Origin of the sequence: Pseudomonas sp. MF6751 (assembly GCF_016613265.1) — a bacterium.
In the GTDB taxonomy this organism is placed as follows: Bacteria; Pseudomonadota; Gammaproteobacteria; order Pseudomonadales; family Pseudomonadaceae; genus Aquipseudomonas; species Aquipseudomonas fluorescens_BV.
In genome coordinates this window covers 63,847-83,443 of the sequence record NZ_JAENSV010000003.1, presented here as the reverse complement: position 1 = coordinate 83,443, position 19,597 = coordinate 63,847, and the positions used below count along the sequence as shown (strand labels likewise).

General features: G+C 60.3%; 19 protein-coding genes. 13 read left to right on the top strand and 6 right to left on the bottom strand.

Features of this window, described 5'->3' with window-relative positions:
- Positions 1 to 79 precede the first annotated feature (79 nt).
- The 7 genes from mreC to tldD all read left to right on the top strand — a co-directional run bounded on the left by mreC (position 80) and on the right by tldD (position 10,061).
- On the top strand, positions 80 to 1,147 hold the full coding sequence (gene mreC / locus JJD66_RS03845; RefSeq protein ID WP_105225779.1) for a rod shape-determining protein MreC: 1,068 nt from the start codon (positions 80 to 82) through the stop codon (positions 1,145 to 1,147).
- Positions 1,147 to 1,635 (top strand): rod shape-determining protein MreD, encoded by a 489-nt coding sequence (mreD, locus tag JJD66_RS03840; RefSeq protein ID WP_003188558.1) that lies wholly within the window; start codon positions 1,147 to 1,149, stop codon positions 1,633 to 1,635. Before mreC ends, mreD begins: the two co-directional genes overlap by 1 nt.
- A gap of 51 nt (positions 1,636 to 1,686) precedes the next feature.
- Complete coding sequence (locus JJD66_RS03835; protein ID WP_054897022.1) at positions 1,687 to 2,283, top strand: Maf family protein; 597 nt, start codon at positions 1,687 to 1,689, stop codon at positions 2,281 to 2,283.
- Between the two features lie 70 nt (positions 2,284 to 2,353).
- On the top strand, positions 2,354 to 3,811 hold the full coding sequence (rng, locus tag JJD66_RS03830) for a ribonuclease G (RefSeq protein WP_003188562.1): 1,458 nt from the start codon (positions 2,354 to 2,356) through the stop codon (positions 3,809 to 3,811).
- Positions 3,812 to 3,889: 78 nt separating this feature from the next.
- Positions 3,890 to 7,705 carry a YhdP family protein gene (locus tag JJD66_RS03825; protein ID WP_200647604.1) on the top strand — a complete coding sequence of 1,272 codons (3,816 nt, stop codon included), beginning with the start codon at positions 3,890 to 3,892 and terminating at the stop codon, positions 7,703 to 7,705.
- 48 nt (positions 7,706 to 7,753) lie between these two features.
- Positions 7,754 to 8,602 (top strand): carbon-nitrogen hydrolase family protein, encoded by an 849-nt coding sequence (locus JJD66_RS03820; protein ID WP_014716924.1) that lies wholly within the window; start codon positions 7,754 to 7,756, stop codon positions 8,600 to 8,602.
- Positions 8,603 to 8,618: 16 nt separating this feature from the next.
- Positions 8,619 to 10,061 (top strand): metalloprotease TldD, encoded by a 1,443-nt coding sequence (gene tldD / locus JJD66_RS03815; RefSeq protein WP_003188566.1) that lies wholly within the window; start codon positions 8,619 to 8,621, stop codon positions 10,059 to 10,061.
- Between the two features lie 45 nt (positions 10,062 to 10,106).
- On the opposite strand, the gene yjgA is transcribed toward tldD, so the two are convergent.
- Positions 10,107 to 10,628 carry a ribosome biogenesis factor YjgA gene (gene yjgA / locus JJD66_RS03810; RefSeq protein ID WP_003188568.1) on the bottom strand — a complete coding sequence of 174 codons (522 nt, stop codon included), beginning with the start codon at positions 10,626 to 10,628 and terminating at the stop codon, positions 10,107 to 10,109.
- Positions 10,629 to 10,736: 108 nt separating this feature from the next.
- Here yjgA and pmbA point away from each other — a divergent pair, with 108 nt between their 5' ends.
- The 6 genes from pmbA to JJD66_RS03780 all read left to right on the top strand — a co-directional run bounded on the left by pmbA (position 10,737) and on the right by JJD66_RS03780 (position 15,989).
- Complete coding sequence (gene pmbA / locus JJD66_RS03805) at positions 10,737 to 12,083, top strand: metalloprotease PmbA (RefSeq protein WP_198715666.1); 1,347 nt, start codon at positions 10,737 to 10,739, stop codon at positions 12,081 to 12,083.
- Between the two features lie 146 nt (positions 12,084 to 12,229).
- Complete coding sequence (locus JJD66_RS03800) at positions 12,230 to 12,625, top strand: hypothetical protein (protein WP_003188570.1); 396 nt, start codon at positions 12,230 to 12,232, stop codon at positions 12,623 to 12,625.
- Positions 12,618 to 13,994 carry a class II fumarate hydratase gene (locus JJD66_RS03795; RefSeq protein WP_072447087.1) on the top strand — a complete coding sequence of 459 codons (1,377 nt, stop codon included), beginning with the start codon at positions 12,618 to 12,620 and terminating at the stop codon, positions 13,992 to 13,994. Before JJD66_RS03800 ends, JJD66_RS03795 begins: the two co-directional genes overlap by 8 nt.
- 27 nt (positions 13,995 to 14,021) lie before the next feature.
- Positions 14,022 to 14,450 carry a hypothetical protein gene (locus JJD66_RS03790; protein WP_034126307.1) on the top strand — a complete coding sequence of 143 codons (429 nt, stop codon included), beginning with the start codon at positions 14,022 to 14,024 and terminating at the stop codon, positions 14,448 to 14,450.
- Position 14,451: 1 nt separating this feature from the next.
- A complete protein-coding gene (locus tag JJD66_RS03785; protein WP_200647603.1) occupies positions 14,452 to 15,063 on the top strand; it encodes a superoxide dismutase in 612 nt (203 codons plus the stop codon).
- 32 nt (positions 15,064 to 15,095) lie between these two features.
- The gene (locus JJD66_RS03780; protein WP_200647602.1) at positions 15,096 to 15,989 is read left to right on the top strand and encodes a ZIP family metal transporter; all 894 of its coding nucleotides are present in this window, start codon (positions 15,096 to 15,098) and stop codon (positions 15,987 to 15,989) included.
- A gap of 46 nt (positions 15,990 to 16,035) precedes the next feature.
- Here the strand turns inward: JJD66_RS03780 and JJD66_RS03775 are convergent, their stop codons facing one another.
- The 5 genes from JJD66_RS03775 to JJD66_RS03755 form a co-directional block, all read right to left on the bottom strand.
- The gene (locus JJD66_RS03775) at positions 16,036 to 16,308 is read right to left on the bottom strand and encodes an HPr family phosphocarrier protein (protein ID WP_198715669.1); all 273 of its coding nucleotides are present in this window, start codon (positions 16,306 to 16,308) and stop codon (positions 16,036 to 16,038) included.
- A 16-nt stretch (positions 16,309 to 16,324) separates the two neighbouring features.
- Positions 16,325 to 17,182: an RNase adapter RapZ gene (gene rapZ / locus JJD66_RS03770; RefSeq protein WP_198715670.1), complete on the bottom strand. Its 858-nt coding sequence runs from the start codon at positions 17,180 to 17,182 to the stop codon at positions 16,325 to 16,327.
- A gap of 2 nt (positions 17,183 to 17,184) precedes the next feature.
- Positions 17,185 to 17,649 carry a PTS IIA-like nitrogen regulatory protein PtsN gene (ptsN, locus tag JJD66_RS03765; protein WP_034126311.1) on the bottom strand — a complete coding sequence of 155 codons (465 nt, stop codon included), beginning with the start codon at positions 17,647 to 17,649 and terminating at the stop codon, positions 17,185 to 17,187.
- Positions 17,650 to 17,659: 10 nt separating this feature from the next.
- Positions 17,660 to 17,965, bottom strand: coding sequence for a ribosome hibernation-promoting factor, HPF/YfiA family (gene hpf / locus JJD66_RS03760; protein WP_003171804.1), 306 nt, complete (start codon positions 17,963 to 17,965; stop codon positions 17,660 to 17,662).
- 75 nt (positions 17,966 to 18,040) lie between these two features.
- Entirely contained in the window at positions 18,041 to 19,534 is a 1,494-nt protein-coding gene (locus JJD66_RS03755) for an RNA polymerase factor sigma-54 (protein ID WP_200647601.1), read from the bottom strand.
- Positions 19,535 to 19,597: the final 63 nt, after the last annotated feature.

Below are 19,597 nucleotides of genomic sequence, written 5' to 3'. Positions count from 1 at the left end.
GTTTATCTTCTTCAATCTGCATCCAGGCCGGTTTGATGCCGTATGAATAAAGAGAACATTTGCCTGGGAGGAGCGGCTTATTAAACCGCTTTTCGCCAAAGGCCCCTCATTGGGTGTGCGCTTATTGGTGCTGACCGTGCTTTCGGTCGCGCTGATGGTGGTCGATGCCCGCTTTGCACTGCTCAAGCCGGTGCGCAGCCAGATGTCGCTGGTGTTGATGCAGACCTACTGGATCACCGACCTGCCGCAACGTCTCTTCCAGGGCGTGTCCAGCCAATTTGGCAGCCGCACCGAACTGGTCGCCGAGAACGAAAAACTCAAGACTGAAAACCTGCTGTTGCAGGGGCGCATGCAAAAGCTGGCGGCCCTCACCGAGCAGAACGTTCGGCTGCGCGAGTTGCTCAATTCTTCCGCGCTGGTCAACGAAAAGGTCGAAGTGGCCGAGCTGATCGGCATGGACCCCAACCCCTTTACCCACCGCATCATCATCAACAAGGGTGAGCGCGACGGTGTGGTGCTTGGCCAGCCGGTGCTCGATGCCCGTGGCCTGATGGGCCAGGTGGTGGAGTTGATGCCCTACACCTCGCGGGTGCTGTTGCTGACGGATACGACCCACAGTATTCCGGTACAGGTCAACCGTAACGGCTTGCGCGCAATTGCCAGCGGCACCGGTAACCCGGAACGCCTGGAGCTGCGCCATGTGGCGGACACCGCTGACATCAAGGAAGGCGACCTGTTGGTCAGCTCTGGCCTGGGCCAGCGCTTCCCGGCGGGTTATCCGGTGGCGACGGTCAAAGAGGTGATCCACGATTCCGGCCAGCCGTTCGCTATCGTTCGGGCGGTACCGACTGCCGCGCTGAACCGCAGCCGGTACCTGCTGCTGGTGTTCAGCGACAACCGCACCCCGGAAGAGCGCGCTAACGACGCTGCCCAAGCCCAGGAAGCGGAGGACCAGCAGAATGGCACCGCGCCTATCGTGCCGGCCACGGTGCCAAAACCTGCTTTTGTTGGTCCGCCTGCACCTGCGCCAGCCACGTCACCTGCACCGGCAACGGCAGCACCTGTGGCGACACCGGCCAAACCTGCAGCGCAGCGCCCGGCTAAACCAACCGCCGCTCCGGCCACCACACCGCAGAGGGGGGACTAATGGCGGGTACTCATTCACGCAATGGCTGGATCGTCTGGCTGACCTTCGCCATCGGCTTGCTGCTCAGTGTTTCGCCGCTGCCGCAGTTCATGGAAATCCTGCGCCCGCTCTGGCTGGCCTTGTTGCTGGCGTTCTGGTCATTGAACCTGCCGCACAAGGTGGGCATGGTCACGGCCATGTGCCTGGGCTTGGCCGAAGATGTGCTGTATGGCACCTTGCTGGGCCAGAACGCGTTGATCCTGACCCTGATTACCTTCCTGGTGCTGTCGTTGCAACAGCGCTTGCGCATGTTCCCGATGTGGCAGCAGTGTTTGGTGATCCTGGTGATCTTCGGCCTGGCGCAGTTAGTGCAACTGTGGCTCAGCGCGTTGACCGGCAACCGCCAGCCGACCCTGGCGCTGGTCTTGCCGGCGCTGGTCAGCGCCTTGTTATGGCCCTGGATCAGTTTTGGCCTGCGTGGGCTGCGTCGTCGCTATAAAATCAATTGAATGGATTGCGAGGCTCTGCCTGGTTATCGAACCCCACAGGGAGAGTCTGCAATGAATTCGCTTTATCTGGCCTCTGGCTCCCCGCGGCGACGTGAACTGCTGGCCCAGATCGGTGTGCCCTTCACCCTGGTCAGCGCCGCTATTGATGAAACTCCCCTGAACGACGAACCTGCCGTTGCCTATGTCGAGCGCCTTGCGCGGGGCAAGGCGACGGCAGGTTTTGTCGCGCTTGGTCATACCTCGGGCACCTGCGTATTGGGAGCCGACACGGCGGTGATTGTCGACGGGCGGATCCTGGGCAAGCCGGTGGACCAGGCTGATGCACTGGCCATGCTGATGGCTCTTTCCGGCCGCGAGCATGAAGTACTCACCGCCATCGCCCTGACCGACGGCCAGCAATGTGAAACCCGATGTGTCAGCAGCCGTGTACGTTTCCGCGAGGTTTCTGTGCGGGAGGCTACCACCTACTGGCACAGTGGCGAACCGCAGGACAAGGCCGGCGGCTATGCTATCCAAGGGCTGGGTTCGGTGTTTGTGGCCGGGCTGAATGGCAGTTATTCCGCCGTGGTTGGCCTGCCAGTCTGCGAAACCGCGCAACTGCTCGCCCAATTCGGCATACCCTGTTGGCAAAACCTTACCGTGTGCTGAACGCCGTATTCCAGCGCCAAGCCTTAAGCGACCGGTCACTATTGTGAAAACGCCTGAACGAGACCCAGCCATGAGTGAAGAGATTCTGATCAATATCACGCCGATGGAATCGCGCGTGGCGGTGGTAGAGAACGGTGTTCTGCAAGAAGTGCATGTCGAGCGCACCCAGAAGCGCGGGATCGTCGGCAATATCTACAAAGGCAAGGTGGTGCGCGTATTGCCGGGCATGCAGGCGGCCTTCGTCGACATCGGCCTGGACCGTGCAGCGTTTATCCATGCCTCGGAAATTTCCTTGCGCGAGGGCCCTGCGGTGGAAAGCATCAGCGCTCTGGTGCACGAGGGCCAGAGCCTGGTGGTGCAAGTCACCAAGGACCCCATTGGTTCCAAGGGCGCCCGCTTGACCACCCAGTTGTCGATTCCCTCGCGCTACCTGGTGTACATGCCGCGCACTGCCCATGTGGGCATTTCCTTGAAGATCGAAGATGAAGCCGAGCGCGAGCGCCTGAAGAAGGTGGTCAGCGACTGCGTCGCCGCCGAGGGTATCAAGGAAGCGGGCGGGTTTATCCTGCGCACCGCCGCCGAAGGCGCTGGCGCTGACGAGATCCTCATGGATATTCGCTACCTGCGGCGCTTGTGGGACCAAATCGACGCGCAGATCAAGACCATCGGTGCGCCCAGCGTCATTTATGAAGACCTTGGCCTGGCGTTGCGCACGTTGCGCGATCTGGTCAGCCCGAAGATCGAGAAAATTCGCATCGACTCACGGGAAACCTTCCAGCGCACCACGCAATTTGTCGCTGAGTTGATGCCAGAAATCGCTGATCGCCTGGAACACTACCCTGGCGAGCGGCCGATATTCGACCTGTATGGCGTCGAAGACGAAATCCAGAAAGCCCTGGAGCGCAAGGTGCCACTCAAGTCCGGCGGCTACCTGGTGGTGGACCCGGCAGAAGCCATGACCACCATCGACGTCAATACCGGTGCCTTCGTGGGCCATCGCAACCTTGAAGAGACCATCTTCAAAACCAATCTCGAGGCGGCTACCGCTATCGCCCGCCAACTGCGTCTGCGCAACCTGGGCGGCATCATCATCATCGACTTCATCGACATGGAAGATGAAGAGCACCAGCGCCAGGTGCTGCGTACGCTTGAAAAACAACTGGAGCGCGATCACGCCAAGACCAACATCATCGGCATCACCGAGTTGGGCCTGGTGCAGATGACCCGCAAGCGCACCCGTGAAAGCCTGGAACAGGTACTGTGCGAGCCGTGCAGCAGTTGCCAGGGGCGCGGCAAACTGAAGACCCCGGAAACGGTTTGCTACGAGATTTTCCGCGAGATCCTGCGCGAGGCACGCGCCTATCAGGCCGAAGGTTATAGAGTGCTTGCCAATCAGAAGGTGGTGGATCGCCTGCTGGACGAAGAGTCCGGTAACGTCGCCGAGCTGGAAAGTTTTATCGGTCGCACCATTCGCTTCCAGGTCGAAACCATGTATTCACAGGAACAATACGACGTGGTGTTGCTCTGATCCCCAACTGTGCACTTTCTTCGAGACCGGCAGACCTTGATCTGCCGTCCGCTAACTGTTTTTTGAGGGTCGCCTGACATGGAGCGTCTGATACGCTTTTTTGCCGCTTTGACCCGTTGGAGTCTGGGCCTGTGTGCGTTGTTGCTGGTATTGGCGGCGGTGTACGTGAGCCTGGGGCGCGAACTCACCCCGCTGGTGGCCGAATACCGCGCCGAAGTCGAGGCCAAAGCCCAGGCTGCGCTGGATACGCCGCTGCATATCGGTAGCCTTGAAGGCCGCTGGAGCGGGTTTGCCCCGGTATTGCTGGCCCACGACGTCATGGTCGGCGAGGGCAGCAGTGCCTTGCGCCTGGACCAGGTGGAAGTGGTGCCGGATATGTGGGCCAGCCTGTTGGCCCGCGAAGTGCGTATCGCCCATCTGCAAGTCAGTGGCTTGCAACTGAGTGTCAAGGAAGACCAGGACGGCCGCTGGACCCTGCAAGGCTTGCCGGTGCAGGACGACCAGCCGTTGGACCCGCAACAGCTGCTGACGCGCATGCAAATGGTCAAGCGCGTGTCGGTGCTGGACAGCCAGGTGACCCTGCAACCCTTCGACCAGGCACCAGTGACCGTGACTTATGTGGGCCTGAGCCTGCATACCGGCATGAGCCAGCAGCGTCTGGACGCTCGCCTGACATTGCCCGATGGCCAACCGTTGGCGGTCAGCCTGCGTAGCCGCATTCGTGCCAGCCAGTGGCAAGACGCTGAGGTCGATGCCTACCTGAGCCTGCCGCAGAGCGACTGGGCAAAGTGGATTCCCGCCAAACTGACCCAGCAATGGAAGCTGACGCAATTGAAGGCCGGCGGCGAGTTTTGGCTCAGTTGGGCCAAAGGCACGGTGCAAAGCGCGGCGGTACACCTCAATTCGCCCCAAGTGAAGGGCAGTTACGCCGACCGTAAGCCGGTGCATCTTGAAAACCTGGCCCTGACCGCCTACCTGCAGCGCAGTGACGCTGGCCTCAAGGTGCTGTTTGATTCCCTGGCGATGAACATTGGCGAAACCCGTTGGGAGTCGCGCCTGCAATTGCAGCAAAGCCTGGCCACCGACAAGGAACAGGAAGTGTGGAAATTGCAGGCCGACCGCCTCGACCTGACGCCCATTACCCCGTTGCTCAACGCCTTGGCGCCGCTGCCAGACGGTTTCGCCAAGGCCGTCGAACACCTCAAAGCCACTGGCCTGTTACGCAATGTGCTGGTGGACTTCCGACCGCAAGACACCACCGACCGCAAACTCAGTTTTGCCGCCAACCTGGAGCGTGTCGGCTTCGATGCCTACTTTGGCGCGCCGGCCGCACGCAATGTGTCCGGCAGCATCAGTGGCGACCTGGGCCAGGGTGAGTTGCGCATGGACAGCAAGGACTTTTCCTTGCATCTGTATCCGATCTTCGCCAAACCTTGGCAGTACATCCAGGCCAATGCGCGCCTGACCTGGAAGTTGGACAAGCAAGGCTTCACCCTGATCGCCCCGTATATCAAGGTCCTGGGGGAGGAAGGCAAGGTGGCGGCGGACTTCCTGATTCGCCTGCATTTTGACCACAGCCAGGAAGACTACATGGACCTGCGGGTCGGCATGGTCGATGGCGATGGCCGTTTCACCCCCAAGTACCTACCCGCCGTGTTGAGCCCGGCGCTGGATGAATGGCTGCGCACGGCGATCCTCAAGGGCGCGGTGGACGAAGGCTTCTTCCAGTACCAGGGTTCGCTCAGCCACAATGCGCTGCCCGCATCGCGCAATATCAGCCTGTTCTTCAAAGTGCATGATGCCGAACTCGCCTTCCAGCCGGGCTGGCCTCATGTGAACAAGGTCAATGGCGAAGTGTTTGTCGAGGAGAGCGGCGTACGCATTCTGGCGAGCAAGGGCCAGTTGCTCGACACCCAGGTCAAGGATGTCTACGTCAATATCCCCCACGCCCCAGCGGGCGGGGACAGTCATCTGCTGCTCACGGGCGGGTTCTCCGGCGGTTTGGGCGACGGCCTGAAGATCCTTCAAGAAGCCCCTATCGGCACGGCGTCTACGTTCGCCGGCTGGAAAGGCGAGGGCGACCTGCAAGGTAGCCTGGACCTGGACGTACCGCTGGCCAAAGGCACTGAGCCCAAGATCGTGGTGGACTTCAAGACCGACAAGGCGCGCCTGCAATTGGCCGAGCCGCCGCTGGACCTGACCCAGCTCAAGGGTGATTTTCGCTTCGACAGCGCCAAGGGCCTGAGCGGGCAGAAGATCTCGGCCCAGGCGTTCGACCGCCCCATCACGGCGCAGATCTTTGCCGAAGGCAAACCGGGCAATATCAGCACGCGGGTGACTGCCAATGGCCAGGTCACCGTCAAGCGCCTTACGGACTGGTTGAAAATCAGCCAGCCGTTGCCGGTCTCCGGCGATATTCCGTACCAGTTGCAAGTGATCCTGGACGGCGCGGACAGCCAGTTGATGGTCAATTCCAACCTCAAGGGTGTCGCAGTGGACCTGCCGGCACCGTTCGGCATGCCGGCCAGCCAGGGACGTGACAGCACCTTCCGCATGACTTTGCAGGGCGCTGAACGCCGTTACTGGTTTGATTACGGCGAGCTGGCTAACTTCACCTTTGCTGCGCCGCCGGACAAGTTCAATGATGGCCGTGGCGAACTGTTCCTCGGCGACGGTGATGCCGTGTTGCCCGGTGCCAAGGGCCTGCGCATTCGTGGCGTGCTGTCGGAACTGGATATCGATCCCTGGAAGAAACTTGTGGATCGCTACGCGGGCAATGATCCAGGTGGCAACGCCAAGCAACTGCTCAGCGGTGCGGACTTCAAAGTGGGCAAGCTGACCGGGTTTGGTACCCAGTTTGACCAGGTCAGCTTGCAGCTCGATCGCAAACCAGCGGCCTGGGGCCTGCAACTCGATAGCCAGCAAGCCAAGGGCGCGGTGAACCTGCCGGACGCCAAAGGCGCGCCGATTGCGGTCAACCTCAAGTATGTGAAATTGCCTGCGCCAGACCCGACCGCGCAGGCGGACGAAAACGCGCCGGACCCGCTGGCCGATATCGACCCCAAGAGCATTCCGGCACTGGATATTGCCGTCGACCAGCTGTTCCAGGGCTCGGACCTGATCGGGGCCTGGTCGCTGAGAATCCGCCCCACCGCCAAGGGCCTGGCCTTCAATAACCTCGACCTTGGCCTCAAGGGCATGCTGCTCAAGGGCGCTGGGGGTTGGGAAGGTGCGCCAGGCGCCAGCAGCAGTTGGTACAAGGGCCGCCTCGATGGGCGCAACATTGCCGACGTGCTCAAGGGCTGGGGTTTTGCGCCTACGGTGACCAGCGAAGACTTTCATCTGGACGTGGATGGCCGCTGGCCGGGCTCGCCTGCCTGGGTCGGGCCCAAGCGGTTTTCCGGCAGCCTGGATGCCGCGTTCCGTAAAGGTCAGTTCGTCGAAGTGGAGGGCGGGGCCCAGGCATTGCGAGTGTTTGGCCTGCTTAACTTCAACTCCATTGGCCGGCGTTTGCGTTTGGACTTTTCCGACTTGTTCGGCAAGGGCTTGAGCTACGATAGGGTCAAAGGCTTGTTGGCCGCCAGTAATGGCGTGTTCGTGACCCGCGAGCCCATCACCATGACCGGGCCTTCCACCAATCTGGAGCTTAACGGCACCCTGGATCTGGTTGCCGATCGCGTCGACGCCAAATTGCTGGTCACCTTGCCTGTGACCAACAACCTGCCGATTGCGGCGCTGATTGTCGGTGCGCCGGCCATTGGTGGTGCGCTGTTTTTGATCGACAAGCTGATCGGTGACCGGGTTTCGCGCTTCGCCAGTGTGCAATACAAGGTGCAAGGCCCCTGGAAGGATCCAAAAATCACCTTCGACAAGCCATTTGAAAAGCCAAACTGAGAGCCTGTGGAGTAGCATGGCCCCATGCCCTGTCTGGAGTGTCGGCCCATGTCCTTTGCGGTAATTCAAATGGTCAGCCAGAGTGACGTGCTGGCCAACCTCGCCCAGGCGCGTCGCCTGCTGGAGCAGGCGGCGGCCGATGGCGCGAAACTCGCGGTGCTGCCAGAGAATTTCGCCGCCATGGGGCGCCGCGATGTGGCCGACATTGGCCGCGCCGAGGCGTTGGGGCAAGGCCCTGTGCTGCCCTGGTTGAAACAGGCCGCCCGCGACCTCACCTTATGGATAGTGGCCGGCACCTTGCCGCTGCCACCCAAGGACCAGCCCCACGCCAAACCCAATGCTTGCTCGCTGCTGATCAACGATCAGGGTGAAATAGTCGCTCGCTACGACAAACTCCACCTGTTTGATGTGGACGTAGCGGATGCTCGCGGTCGTTATCGCGAATCTGACGACTATGCTTTCGGTAACCAAGTGGTGGTGGCGGATACGCCGGTGGGCCGTGTGGGGTTAACGGTGTGTTACGACCTGCGTTTCCCCGAGCTGTACAGCGAGTTACGCGCGGCGGGGGCTGAACTGATTACCGCGCCCTCGGCCTTCACGGCGGTGACCGGGGCTGCGCATTGGGATGTGCTGATTCGCGCACGTGCCATCGAAACCCAGTGCTACCTGCTGGCAGCTGCCCAGGGCGGTGTGCACCCCGGCCCACGGGAAACCTTTGGCCACGCGGCGATTGTCGACCCTTGGGGCCGAGTGCTGGCGCAACAGGATCAAGGCGAAGCGGTGTTACTGGCCGAACGCGATAGCAGTGAACAGGCGTCGATACGGGCGCGCATGCCGGTGGCCAATCACCGGCGCTTTTTCTCGCAGGGCGCGCAGCGGCCTGCTTCAGAACGATGAATTTAAGGCCAAACCTATGAGCGAGTTGTTGTCCTCAGTCAGTGATCACCTCCTGGCACCCGGTGGCGTGACCATCGAAAGCCTGCAAACCGTGCTCGGCGATCTGGCCGGGCCGGGTATCGATGCGGCTGACCTGTATTTCCAGGGGCAGATTTCCGAGTCCTGGGCGCTGGAAGATGGGATCGTCAAGGAAGGCAGTTTCAACCTTGACCAGGGCGTAGGCGTTCGCGCGCAATCGGGTGAGAAAACCGGCTTTGCCTACAGCAATGCGATCACCCTGGAGGCCCTGGGCCTGGCGGCGCGTGCCGCCCGTTCGATCTCCCGTGCCGGGCAGAATGGCACGGTGCAGGCGTTCAGTACCCAGGACGTGGCGCAGTTGTATGCGCCGGATAACCCCTTGGAAGTGATCAGCCGTGCGGAAAAGGTCGAGCTGCTCAAGCGTATCGACGCAGCCACCCGTGCCCTGGACCCGCGTATCCAGCAAGTGACCGTGAGCATGGCTGGCGTGTGGGAGCGCATCCTCGTGGCGTCCACCGACGGTGGGCTGGCGGCGGATGTACGGCCGCTGGTGCGTTTCAATGTGAGTGTGATCGTCGAACAGAACGGGCGCCGCGAGCGCGGCGGACATGGCGGCGGTGGGCGCACCGACTACCGTTATTTCCTTGCTGACGACCGTGCCATGGGCTATGCCCGTGAAGCGCTGCGCCAGGCATTGGTCAACCTGGAAGCGATTCCGGCGCCGGCCGGCACCTTGCCGGTGGTGCTGGGTTCGGGTTGGTCTGGCGTGTTGCTCCACGAAGCCGTGGGCCATGGCCTGGAAGGCGATTTCAACCGCAAGGGCAGTTCCGCCTACAGCGGGCGCATGGGCGAAATGGTTGCGTCCAAGCTGTGCACCATTGTCGATGACGGCACCCTGGCCGGCCGTCGTGGTTCGCTGAGTGTCGATGACGAAGGCACTCCGACCGAATGCACCACCCTGATCGAGAACGGCGTGCTCAAGGGCTACATGCAAGACAAGCTCAACGCCCGCCTGATGGGCGTGGCGCGCACCGGTAACGGCCGTCGTGAATCCTATGCGCATCTACCAATGCCGCGCATGACCAACACCTACATGCTCGGTGGTCAAAGCGATCCGGCAGAAATCATTGCCTCGGTAAAACGCGGTATCTACTGCGCCAACCTCGGCGGCGGCCAGGTGGACATCACCAGCGGCAAGTTCGTGTTCTCCACCAGCGAGGCGTACCTGATCGAAGACGGCAAGATTACCGCGCCGGTCAAAGGGGCGACGCTGATTGGTAACGGGCCGGAAGCCATGAGCAAGGTGTCGATGGTCGGTAACGACCTGTCGTTGGACAGCGGCGTGGGCACGTGCGGCAAGGATGGGCAGTCGGTGCCGGTAGGTGTCGGCCAGCCAACGTTGAAAATTGATGCGATTACCGTGGGTGGCACGGGATCGTAGGAGCCGGAGCTTCGGGTGGCGAAGACCGCCACCCGGGGAAGAGGATCAGCGCAGACCGCGTTGAGTCTCGTCCAGCTCACGGATGTACTTGAAGATTTTACGGCTGGTGGCCGGCGCCTTGTTATGCGCCAGTTCGTGCTGGGCCTGACGGATCAGGGAGCGCAATTGCTGGCGGTCCGCGTCCGGGTAGTCCAGTACGAATTTCTCCAGCACCGCGTCATCGCCCGAGATCAGGCGGTCACGCCAACGTTCCAGGTTGTGGAAGCGTTCGTTGTACTGGCGAGTGGAGGCATCGGTTTGATCGAGCAAAGTCAGAATGGCGTCAATGTCTTGGTCGCGCATCAGTTTGCCGATAAACGAGATGTGCCGTTTACGCGCGATATTCGCGGTGTGCTTGGGCGCATCGGCCAGGGCCCGACGCATTTCGTCGGTCAGTGGCAGTTTGGCAACCAAATCTTTTTTGAGCGTTGTAAGGCGCTCGCCAAGGTCAACCAGAGCATGCAGCTCACGTTTGACCTGGGTTTTGCTTTTCTCCCCATCGAGGGAGTCGTCGTAAGAATCAACCATGGTGGCAGTCCGCAAAGAAACGCCGCCATGATAACCAGTCGGGGGCCGCTTGTCCGGCCCGGTCGCTCGATGGCCTTAACCGAAAGCAGAATTTGAGTGGAGAAAACCATGAGTGCAGCCCAAAGCGTCGGTCCACAAGCGTTACCGGCACTGCAGGAACAAGTCGAGCAGATCCTTGCCGAAGCCAAGCGCCAGGGGGCCAGCGCCTGTGAAGTGGCGGTATCGCTGGAGCAAGGGTTGTCGACTTCGGTGCGCCAGCGTGAAGTGGAAACGGTTGAATTCAATCGCGACCAAGGGTTTGGCATTACCTTGTATGCAGGCCAGCGCAAAGGCTCGGCCAGCACCTCGGCCAGTGGTCCGGAGGCGATTCGCGAGACCGTCGCCGCAGCACTGGCGATTGCCAAGCACACCTCCGAGGATGAAAGCTCGGGCCTGGCCGACAAGGCGCTGATGGCCAAGGATGTGCAGGATTTCGACCTGTTCCATGCCTGGGATATCACCCCTGAGCAAGCCATCGAGCTGGCGCTGACCTGCGAAGCGGCAGCCTTCGATGCCGATGCCCGCATCAAGAATGCGGACGGCACCACCTTGAGCACCCATCAGGGTTGCCGCATCTACGGCAACAGCCATGGTTTTATCGGTGGTTATGCCTCCACGCGTCACAGCCTCAGTTGCGTGATGATCGCCGAAGCCAATGGGCAGATGCAGCGTGATTACTGGTACGACGTAAACCGCCAAGGCGATTTACTGGCAGACCCCGCAAGCATTGGCCAGCGTGCGGCGCAACGGGCTGCGAGCCGCCTGGGCGCGCGCCCGGTGCCGACCTGCGAAGTGCCTGTGCTGTTTTCCGCAGAGCTGGCCGGTGGTTTATTCGGCAGCTTCCTGGGCGCGATTTCCGGTGGCAACCTGTATCGCAAGTCTTCGTTCCTGGAAGGCGCCATCGGCCAGAAACTGTTCCCTGAGTGGCTGACCATTGACGAGCGCCCGCATCTGATGCGCGCGATGGGCAGTTCGTCGTTCGACGGCGATGGCCTGGCGACCTATGCCAAGCCGTTTGTCGAGAAGGGTGAGCTGGTGTCCTATGTGCTGGGCACTTATGCCGGTCGCAAGCTGGGCCTGCCAAGCACCGCTAACGCGGGCGGCGTGCATAACCTGTTCGTGACCCACGGTGATGAAGACCAGGCGGCGTTGTTGCGGCGGATGGGGCGCGGGTTGCTGGTGACTGAATTGATGGGCCATGGCCTGAATATGGTCACCGGTGACTACTCGCGTGGTGCGGCGGGCTTCTGGGTGGAGAATGGCGAGATTCAGTTCGCCGTCCAGGAAGTGACCATCGCCGGCAATATGCGCGATATGTTCAAGCAGATCGTTGCCGTGGGTAACGACCTGGAACTGCGCAGCAATATTCGCACGGGTTCGGTGCTTATCGAACGCATGACGGTCGCTGGCAGCTAATCCCTCCCGCACGTCCTGAAAGGCGCGCCATCGCAAAGATGGCGCGCCTTTTTTATTGCCTTGTCACAGCAGGATTAATGGGCTGCTCTTGTTTTGATTCTCAATATCATTTAATAATAAATATCATTACCGAATGAGTGTGGCTCATGAGTTCTGTCCTGCATGAGGATCCCTATCTGGAAAGCTGGCGTTGGATGAGCCGCCAGATTCGCTGTGGCCTGGATCCCAATGAACCCCGCCTGATTGAGCACTACCTGAACGAAGGTAGGTATCTGGCGTGTTGCACCGCAACCCATCCGTGGACGATCGCTGAAACCTCATTTCGTTTGTTGATCGACACCGCCGCTGATGTCGCATTGCCCTGGCATTGGCGTTCCCTGTGCCTGGACCAAGCCTGGCGGCCACTGCGCGACCTGGAAAAACTCTCCCACTGTGCCTGCCGCCTCAAGCGCTGGCAGACTTTTGCCTGGCAATTGGCGAGCTGCGAATTACTGCCTTCGATTTCCGTTTCTGACTTGGTGCAAGGATCTAATGATGAGTGACACCCGTATCGAACGAGACAGCATGGGCGAACTGCATGTGCCGCAAGAAGCGTTGTATGGCGCGCAAACACAGCGTGCGGTGAACAACTTTCCCATCAGTCATCAACCCATGCCGGCGCAATTCATCCGCGCCCTGATCCTGGCCAAGACAGCCGCGGCCAAGGTCAACGTCGAGCTCAAGCAAATCAGCGAAGGGCAGGGCAAGGCCATTGTCGATGCCGCCCAAGGCTTGCTGGAAGGCGACTACATGCAGCACTTCCCGGTGGATATCTTCCAGACCGGCTCCGGCACCAGCTCCAACATGAACGCCAATGAAGTAATCGCGACCCTTGCCAGCCGTTTGCTGGGCGAGGCGGTCAACCCCAACGATCATGTGAATTGCGGCCAGAGCAGCAACGACATCATCCCAACTACCATTCACGTCAGTGCCGCGTTGGTGCTGCATGAGCAAACGCTGCCGGCCCTGCTGCATCTGGTGCAAGTCATCGAGCAAAAAGCCGAGGCGGTTCACCCGTTCATCAAGACCGGCCGCACGCATTTGATGGACGCCATGCCGGTGCGCATGAGCCAGGTGCTGAACGGCTGGGCGCAGCAACTCAAGGCCAATATCGGTCACTTGCAGGACCTGCTACCGGCGCTGCAAGCATTGGCTCAGGGCGGCACGGCGGTCGGTACCGGGATCAACGCGCATCCCGAGTTTGCCGGGCGCTTCAGCCAGCAGCTGAGCCTTTTGACCGGGGTGAAGTTCACGCCCGGTAAAAACCTGTTTGCGCTGATTGGCTCCCAGGATACCGCCGTTGCAGTCTCTGGCCAGTTGAAAGCCACGGCGGTGTCGCTGATGAAGATCGCTAATGACCTGCGCTGGATGAACTCCGGGCCATTGGCCGGCCTGGGTGAAATCGAACTGGAGGCGCTGCAGCCAGGCTCTTCGATCATGCCGGGCAAGGTCAACCCGGTCATTCCGGAAGCGACCGCCATGGTAGCCGCCCAGGTCATCGGCAATGACACAGTGATCACGGTGGCCGGCCAATCGGGTAACTTCGAGCTGAATGTGATGCTGCCGATCATTGCCCAAAACCTGCTCAGCAGCCTGGAATTGCTGGCCAATGCCAGCCGGTTGCTGGCGGACAAGGCCATTGCCAGCTTCAAGGTCAATGAGCCCAAGCTCAAGGAAGCGCTGTCGCGCAATCCGATCCTGGTCACTGCACTCAACCCGATCATCGGCTACCAGAAAGCCGCTGAAATCGCCAAGAAGGCGTATCAGCAAGGCCGCCCGGTGATCGATGTCGCCCTAGAACACACCGACCTGCCTCGCAGCCAACTGGAAGTCCTGTTGGACCCGGAAAAGCTCACCGCCGGCGGCGTGTAATCAACGACCCTGCTTTGGAGGCTCACCATGGAGCACTGGAAACGCACGATCGAACGGGCCAATCGCTGCTTTATGGCAGGTGAGCTGGTTGACGCTCGCGAGGCCTATCTGCAAGCCCTGGCCCTGGCCCAAGTGTTGTTCGAACGCTGGGCGGATGCCGACGAAGCAGTGGCGGCCTGTGTCATTTCCCATCACAACCTGGCGGACCTGCACTTGCGCCTGAACCAGCCTGAGGAAAGCGCCGAATACCTCTGCGCTATCCATCAGCGCCTCTTACAGACCATGCAGGACCCACGCCTCAGCCCGTCATTGCGCGAGGCCGCGTTGCGCCAGAGCAGCAAGACCTACGTCGAGCTGCTGAATTTCATCAGCGATCACGGTGAATACCCACGCACTCATCGGCTGCTGGGCAGTGCTGCGACGCCACCGTCCACGTCCCACTATGGAGCACATTGATATGACCTATACCTTGCCGGCCTTGCCTTACGCCTACGATGCCCTCGAGCCGCATATCGACGCGCAAACCATGGAAATTCACTACACCAAACACCATCAGACCTACATCAATAACCTCAATGCCGCGGTCGAGGGCACTGAGTTCGCCGGCTGGCCGGTGGAGAAGCTGGTGTCCAGCGTCCAAACATTGCCGGAGAAATTACGCGCTGCCGTGGTCAACCAAGGAGGCGGGCATGCGAACCACTCGTTGTTCTGGGCTGTCATGTCACCTACAGGTGGCGGCAAACCCGAGGGCGCGCTGGGCAAGGCTATCGACGAGCAATTGGGTGGTTTCGACAGCTTCAAGGAGGCCTTCACCAAGGCAGCGTTGACGCGTTTCGGTAGCGGCTGGGCCTGGTTGAGTGTTACGCCGCAGAAAACGCTGGTGGTGGAAAGCAGCGGCAACCAGGACAGCCCGCTGATGAGCGGCAATACACCGGTCCTGGGCCTGGACGTTTGGGAGCACGCCTACTACTTGCGATATCAAAACCGACGACCTGAGTACATCAATGCCTTTTACAGCGTCATCAACTGGCCGGAAGTTGCCGCGCGCTATCAGGCGGCCTTGGCCTGACACTCACTCCATAACAAGATCTAAGGCCGACTATGGGCACTCAAACACTGGCGATCGGTAGCGTACGAATGTTTCGTTATGCGTTTGGCACGCTGCTGCTATTGGCAGGTATTGCGTTATTGGTGGCCCATGGGCTGGCCTGGTTGAACCTGGAGCCGCGCATCCTGCGCGCTTTGCAGGGTGGAGCGATCTGCGCGCTGGGCACGGCGCTAGGCGCGGTGCCGGTGTTGGTGATTCGGCGCATGCCGATGGCGCTGAGCGATACCCTGCTGGGCTTTGGTGCCGGTGTGATGCTGGCGGCGACCGCTTTTTCCCTGGTCGTGCCGGGTATCGCCGCCGCTGAAAGCCTGGGGCTTTCACCTTGGGGCGCCGGTGGCTTGATCAGCTTCGGCATCATGCTCGGGGCGTTCGGCCTGTACCTCGTAGACCGCAAGGTTTCTGGCGCCAGCCCGGAAATGCTGATGGGTACACCGGATAAACCGGTTATCCCGCCGCGTATTTGGTTATTCGTGTTTGCCATCATTGCGCACAATATCCCGGAAGGCATGGCTGTAGGTGTTTCCGCGGGCGGAGGCATGGCGGATGCCGACAGCCTCGCCATGGGCATTGCCTTGCAGGATGTACCCGAAGGGCTAGTGATTGCGTTGGTATTGGCTGGGGCGGGAATGTCGCGGATCAAAGCCTTCCTGATTGGCGCTGCATCGGGCTTGGTTGAACCGGTATTTGCGGTGCTCTGCGCATGGCTGGTGAGCCTTGCCGAAGTGTTATTGCCGCTGGGTTTGGCGCTGGCCGCCGGGGCAATGTTGCTGGTAGTGACTCATGAAGTCATCCCCGAATCGCGCCGCAATGGCCATGAAAAGCTCGCCAGCCTTGGGCTGTGCCTCGGGTTTTGCCTAATGATGGTGATGGATACGGCGTTGGGCTAAGGGTGGTTCCATGTAGGAGCGAGCTTGCTCGCTCCTACAGTAGGGGTTATTCGCCTTCGTCGAAGTAGTTGTTGATCAACTCGACCAGCGCGGCCATTGCTTCGTCTTCTTGCTCGCCTTCGGTGCGCAGATGGATTTTGGTGCCTTTGCCGGCCGCCAACATCATCATCGCCATGATGCTTTTGCCATCGACCATGGACTCTGGCGTACGCCCAGCACGGATCTGGCAGGGGAACTGGCCGGCCACGCCGACGAATTTAGCCGACGCCCGGGCGTGCAAGCCCAGCTTGTTGATGATTTCAATTTCCCGAGCCGGCATCGCAGTGGTGTTCCTTTCAGCTAAGGTCGCGGTGGCGAACCTGGACGTTCTTGAGGGTTTGTTGCAGCACCTGGCCCAGGCGTTCAGTCAGATAGACCGAGCGGTGGTGGCCGCCAGTGCAGCCAATGGCAATGGTGACATAGGCTCGATTGCTGGCGGCAAAGCGCGGCAACCATTTGAGCAGGTAGGTGGAGATATCCTGGAACATCTCTTCTACGTCCGGTTGTGCGGCCAGGTAGTCGATCACGGGCTGATCCAGCCCCGACTGGTCGCGCAACTCCGGCTTCCAGTAAGGGTTGGGCAGGCAGCGCACATCGAACACAAGGTCGGCATCTACCGGCATGCCCCGCTTGAAGCCAAACGACTCGACCAGGAACGCCGTCCCCGGCTCAGGCTGGTTCAGCAGGCGCAGCTTGATTGCGTCGCGCAACTGATACAGGTTGAGATGGGTGGTGTTGATCTTCAGGTCGGCCAGGTCAATGATTGGCCCGAGCAGCTTGGTCTCGTCCTCGATGGCTTCAGCCAGGGAGCGGTTGGCGCTGCTGAGGGGGTGACGTCGACGGGTTTCGGAGAAACGCTTGAGCAAGGTTTCTTCGTCGGCATCCAGGTACAGCACATCGCAATGAATGTGCTTGGCACGCACTTCTTCCAACAGTTCCGGGAAGCGCGAGAGGTGGCTGGGCAGGTTGCGCGCATCAATCGAGACCGCAACCAGCGGCTGCGCCAATTCGGTATGGATCAGTGCACGTTCCGCCAGCTCTGGCAGCAGGCCGGCGGGCAGGTTGTCGATGCAATAGAAGCCGTTGTCCTCAAGTACATTGAGGGCGGTGCTCTTACCGGAGCCGGAGCGACCGCTGACGATGATCAAACGCATGATTACTGCCCGTTTTGTTCATCCAGGACAACTTGGTACAACGCTTCATTGCTGGAGGCGCTGCGCAGTTTGTCGCGTACATCCTTGCGGTCTAGCATGCTGGCGATCTGCCGTAGCAGTTCCAGGTGCGCATCGGTGGCGGCTTCCGGGACCAGCAGCACAAACAGCAGGTCGACCGGGGCGCCGTCGATGGCGTCGAAATCAATCGGAGCGTCCAGGTGCATCAGCGCGCTCACAGGTTTATCACAACCTTTGAGGCGGCAGTGGGGGATCGCGATGCCGTTGCCAAAACCGGTGGAGCCGAGTTTTTCACGGGCAATCAGAGCTTCGAAGACATCTTGCATCTCCAGATCCGGAATTTCCCGGGCGATCAGGTTGGCAATTTGTTCGAGGGCGCGCTTTTTACTGCCGCCCGGCACGTTCACGAGGGAACGGCCGGGGGTCAGGATGTTTTCAAGTCGGATCATGGGGGGAGAGTTAACGACCTGTACCTTGCATCAGGTGCAGATTCTTTTCCTTATGCTTTATGAGTTGGCGGTCGAGCTTGTCGTAGAGGGAGTCAATGGCCGCGTACATATCTTCATGTTCCGCATTGGCGACGAGCTTGGCATTCGGTACGTGCAGGGTGGCCTCGATTTTCTGCTTGAGCTTATCGACCTCCATGATGACCTGCACGTTGGTGATCTTGTCAAAATGCCCCGCAAGCTTGTTCAGTTTGCTCTCGGTGTATTCACGCAGGGGCTTGGTGACTTCCAGCTGGTGTCCACTGATGTTGACTTGCATACAGCTTCTCCTTCGTTGCCAGTGCATAAAGCGGTGGGCAGGGATACCCACCACTGGAACGCTGTGGCCCGCCCGTCACATCAACCGCTTACGCTCGCTGGAAGGCGCGATCCCTAGGGACTCGCGGTACTTGGCGACGGTTCGACGGGCGACCTGAATGCCTTGTGCCTCCAGTAAACCAGCGATCTTGCTGTCACTCAACGGCTTTTTCTGATTTTCAGCGGCAACCAGTTTTTTGATGATCGCGCGGATCGCCGTGGACGAGCATTCACCGCCTTCAGAGGTGCTGACGTGGCTGGAGAAAAAGTATTTCAGCTCATAAATACCCCGTGGGGTATGCATGAATTTCTGCGTGGTAACCCGGGAAATCGTCGATTCATGCATGCCGACGGCTTCGGCGATGTCGTGCAGCACGAGAGGCTTCATGGCCTCGTCGCCGTACTCCAGGAAACCGCGCTGGTGTTCGACGATCTGGGTTGCGACTTTCATCAGGGTTTCGTTGCGGCTTTGCAGGCTCTTGATGAACCACCGCGCTTCCTGCAACTGGTTGCGCATGAAGGTGTTATCGGCGCTCGTGTCGGCGCGGCGCACAAAACCTGCGTATTGCGGGTTGACCCGCAGGCGCGGTACCGACTCCTGGTTCAGCTCCACCAGCCAGCGTTCGTTGTCCTTGCGCACAATGACGTCGGGCACCACATATTCGGCTTCGCTGGACTCGATCTGCGAGCCCGGACGCGGGTTGAGGCTTTGCACCAGCTCGATGACCTGGCGCAAGTCATCTTCCTTGAGCTTCATACGGCGCATCAGTTGGCTGTAGTCGCGACTGCCCAACAGGTCGATGTAGTCACTGACCAAGCGTTGCGCTTCGGTGAGCCATGGCGTCTTGGCCGGTAATTGGCGCAGTTGCAGTAACAGGCACTCGCTGAGTGTGCGTGCGCCGATGCCTGCGGGCTCGAATTGCTGGATGCGGTGCAGGACGGCTTCGATTTCGTCCAGTTCGATATCCAGTTCCGGGTCGAAGGCCTCGAGGATCTCGTCGAGGGTTTCGTCCAGGTAACCCTGGTTATTGATGCAATCGATCAGGGTGACCGCGATCAGGCGATCGGTATCGGACATCGGCGCCAGGTTCAGTTGCCACAGCAAGTGGCTCTGCAGGCTCTCGCCCGCCGACGTGCGGGTAGTGAAATCCCACTCGTCATCATCGCTGCTTGGCAGACTGCTGGCGCTGGTCTGGTAGACGTCTTCCCAGGCGGTGTCCACGGGAAGCTCGTTGGGAATGCGTTCGTTCCAGTCGCCTTCCTCCAGGCTGTCCACCGTCGGGGCGGTTTCCTGATAGGAGGGTTCCTGCACGTCGGAATTGGGTTTTTGCTCGATGTTATCGGCCAGAGGATCTGCGTTATCGAAGTCGTCGCCTTCTTCCTGGCGTTCGAGCATCGGATTGGACTCCAGGGCCTCCTGGATTTCCTGTTGCAGGTCCAGGGTCGACAATTGGAGCAGGCGGATGGCCTGTTGCAGCTGCGGTGTCATCGTCAGCTGCTGGCCCATTCTCAGGACTAGCGATGGTTTCATGGCAGGGGCTTAACACCTTATTCGCCGGCGCAATGCGCCATCCACGACAGGGCGCGTGAGCGC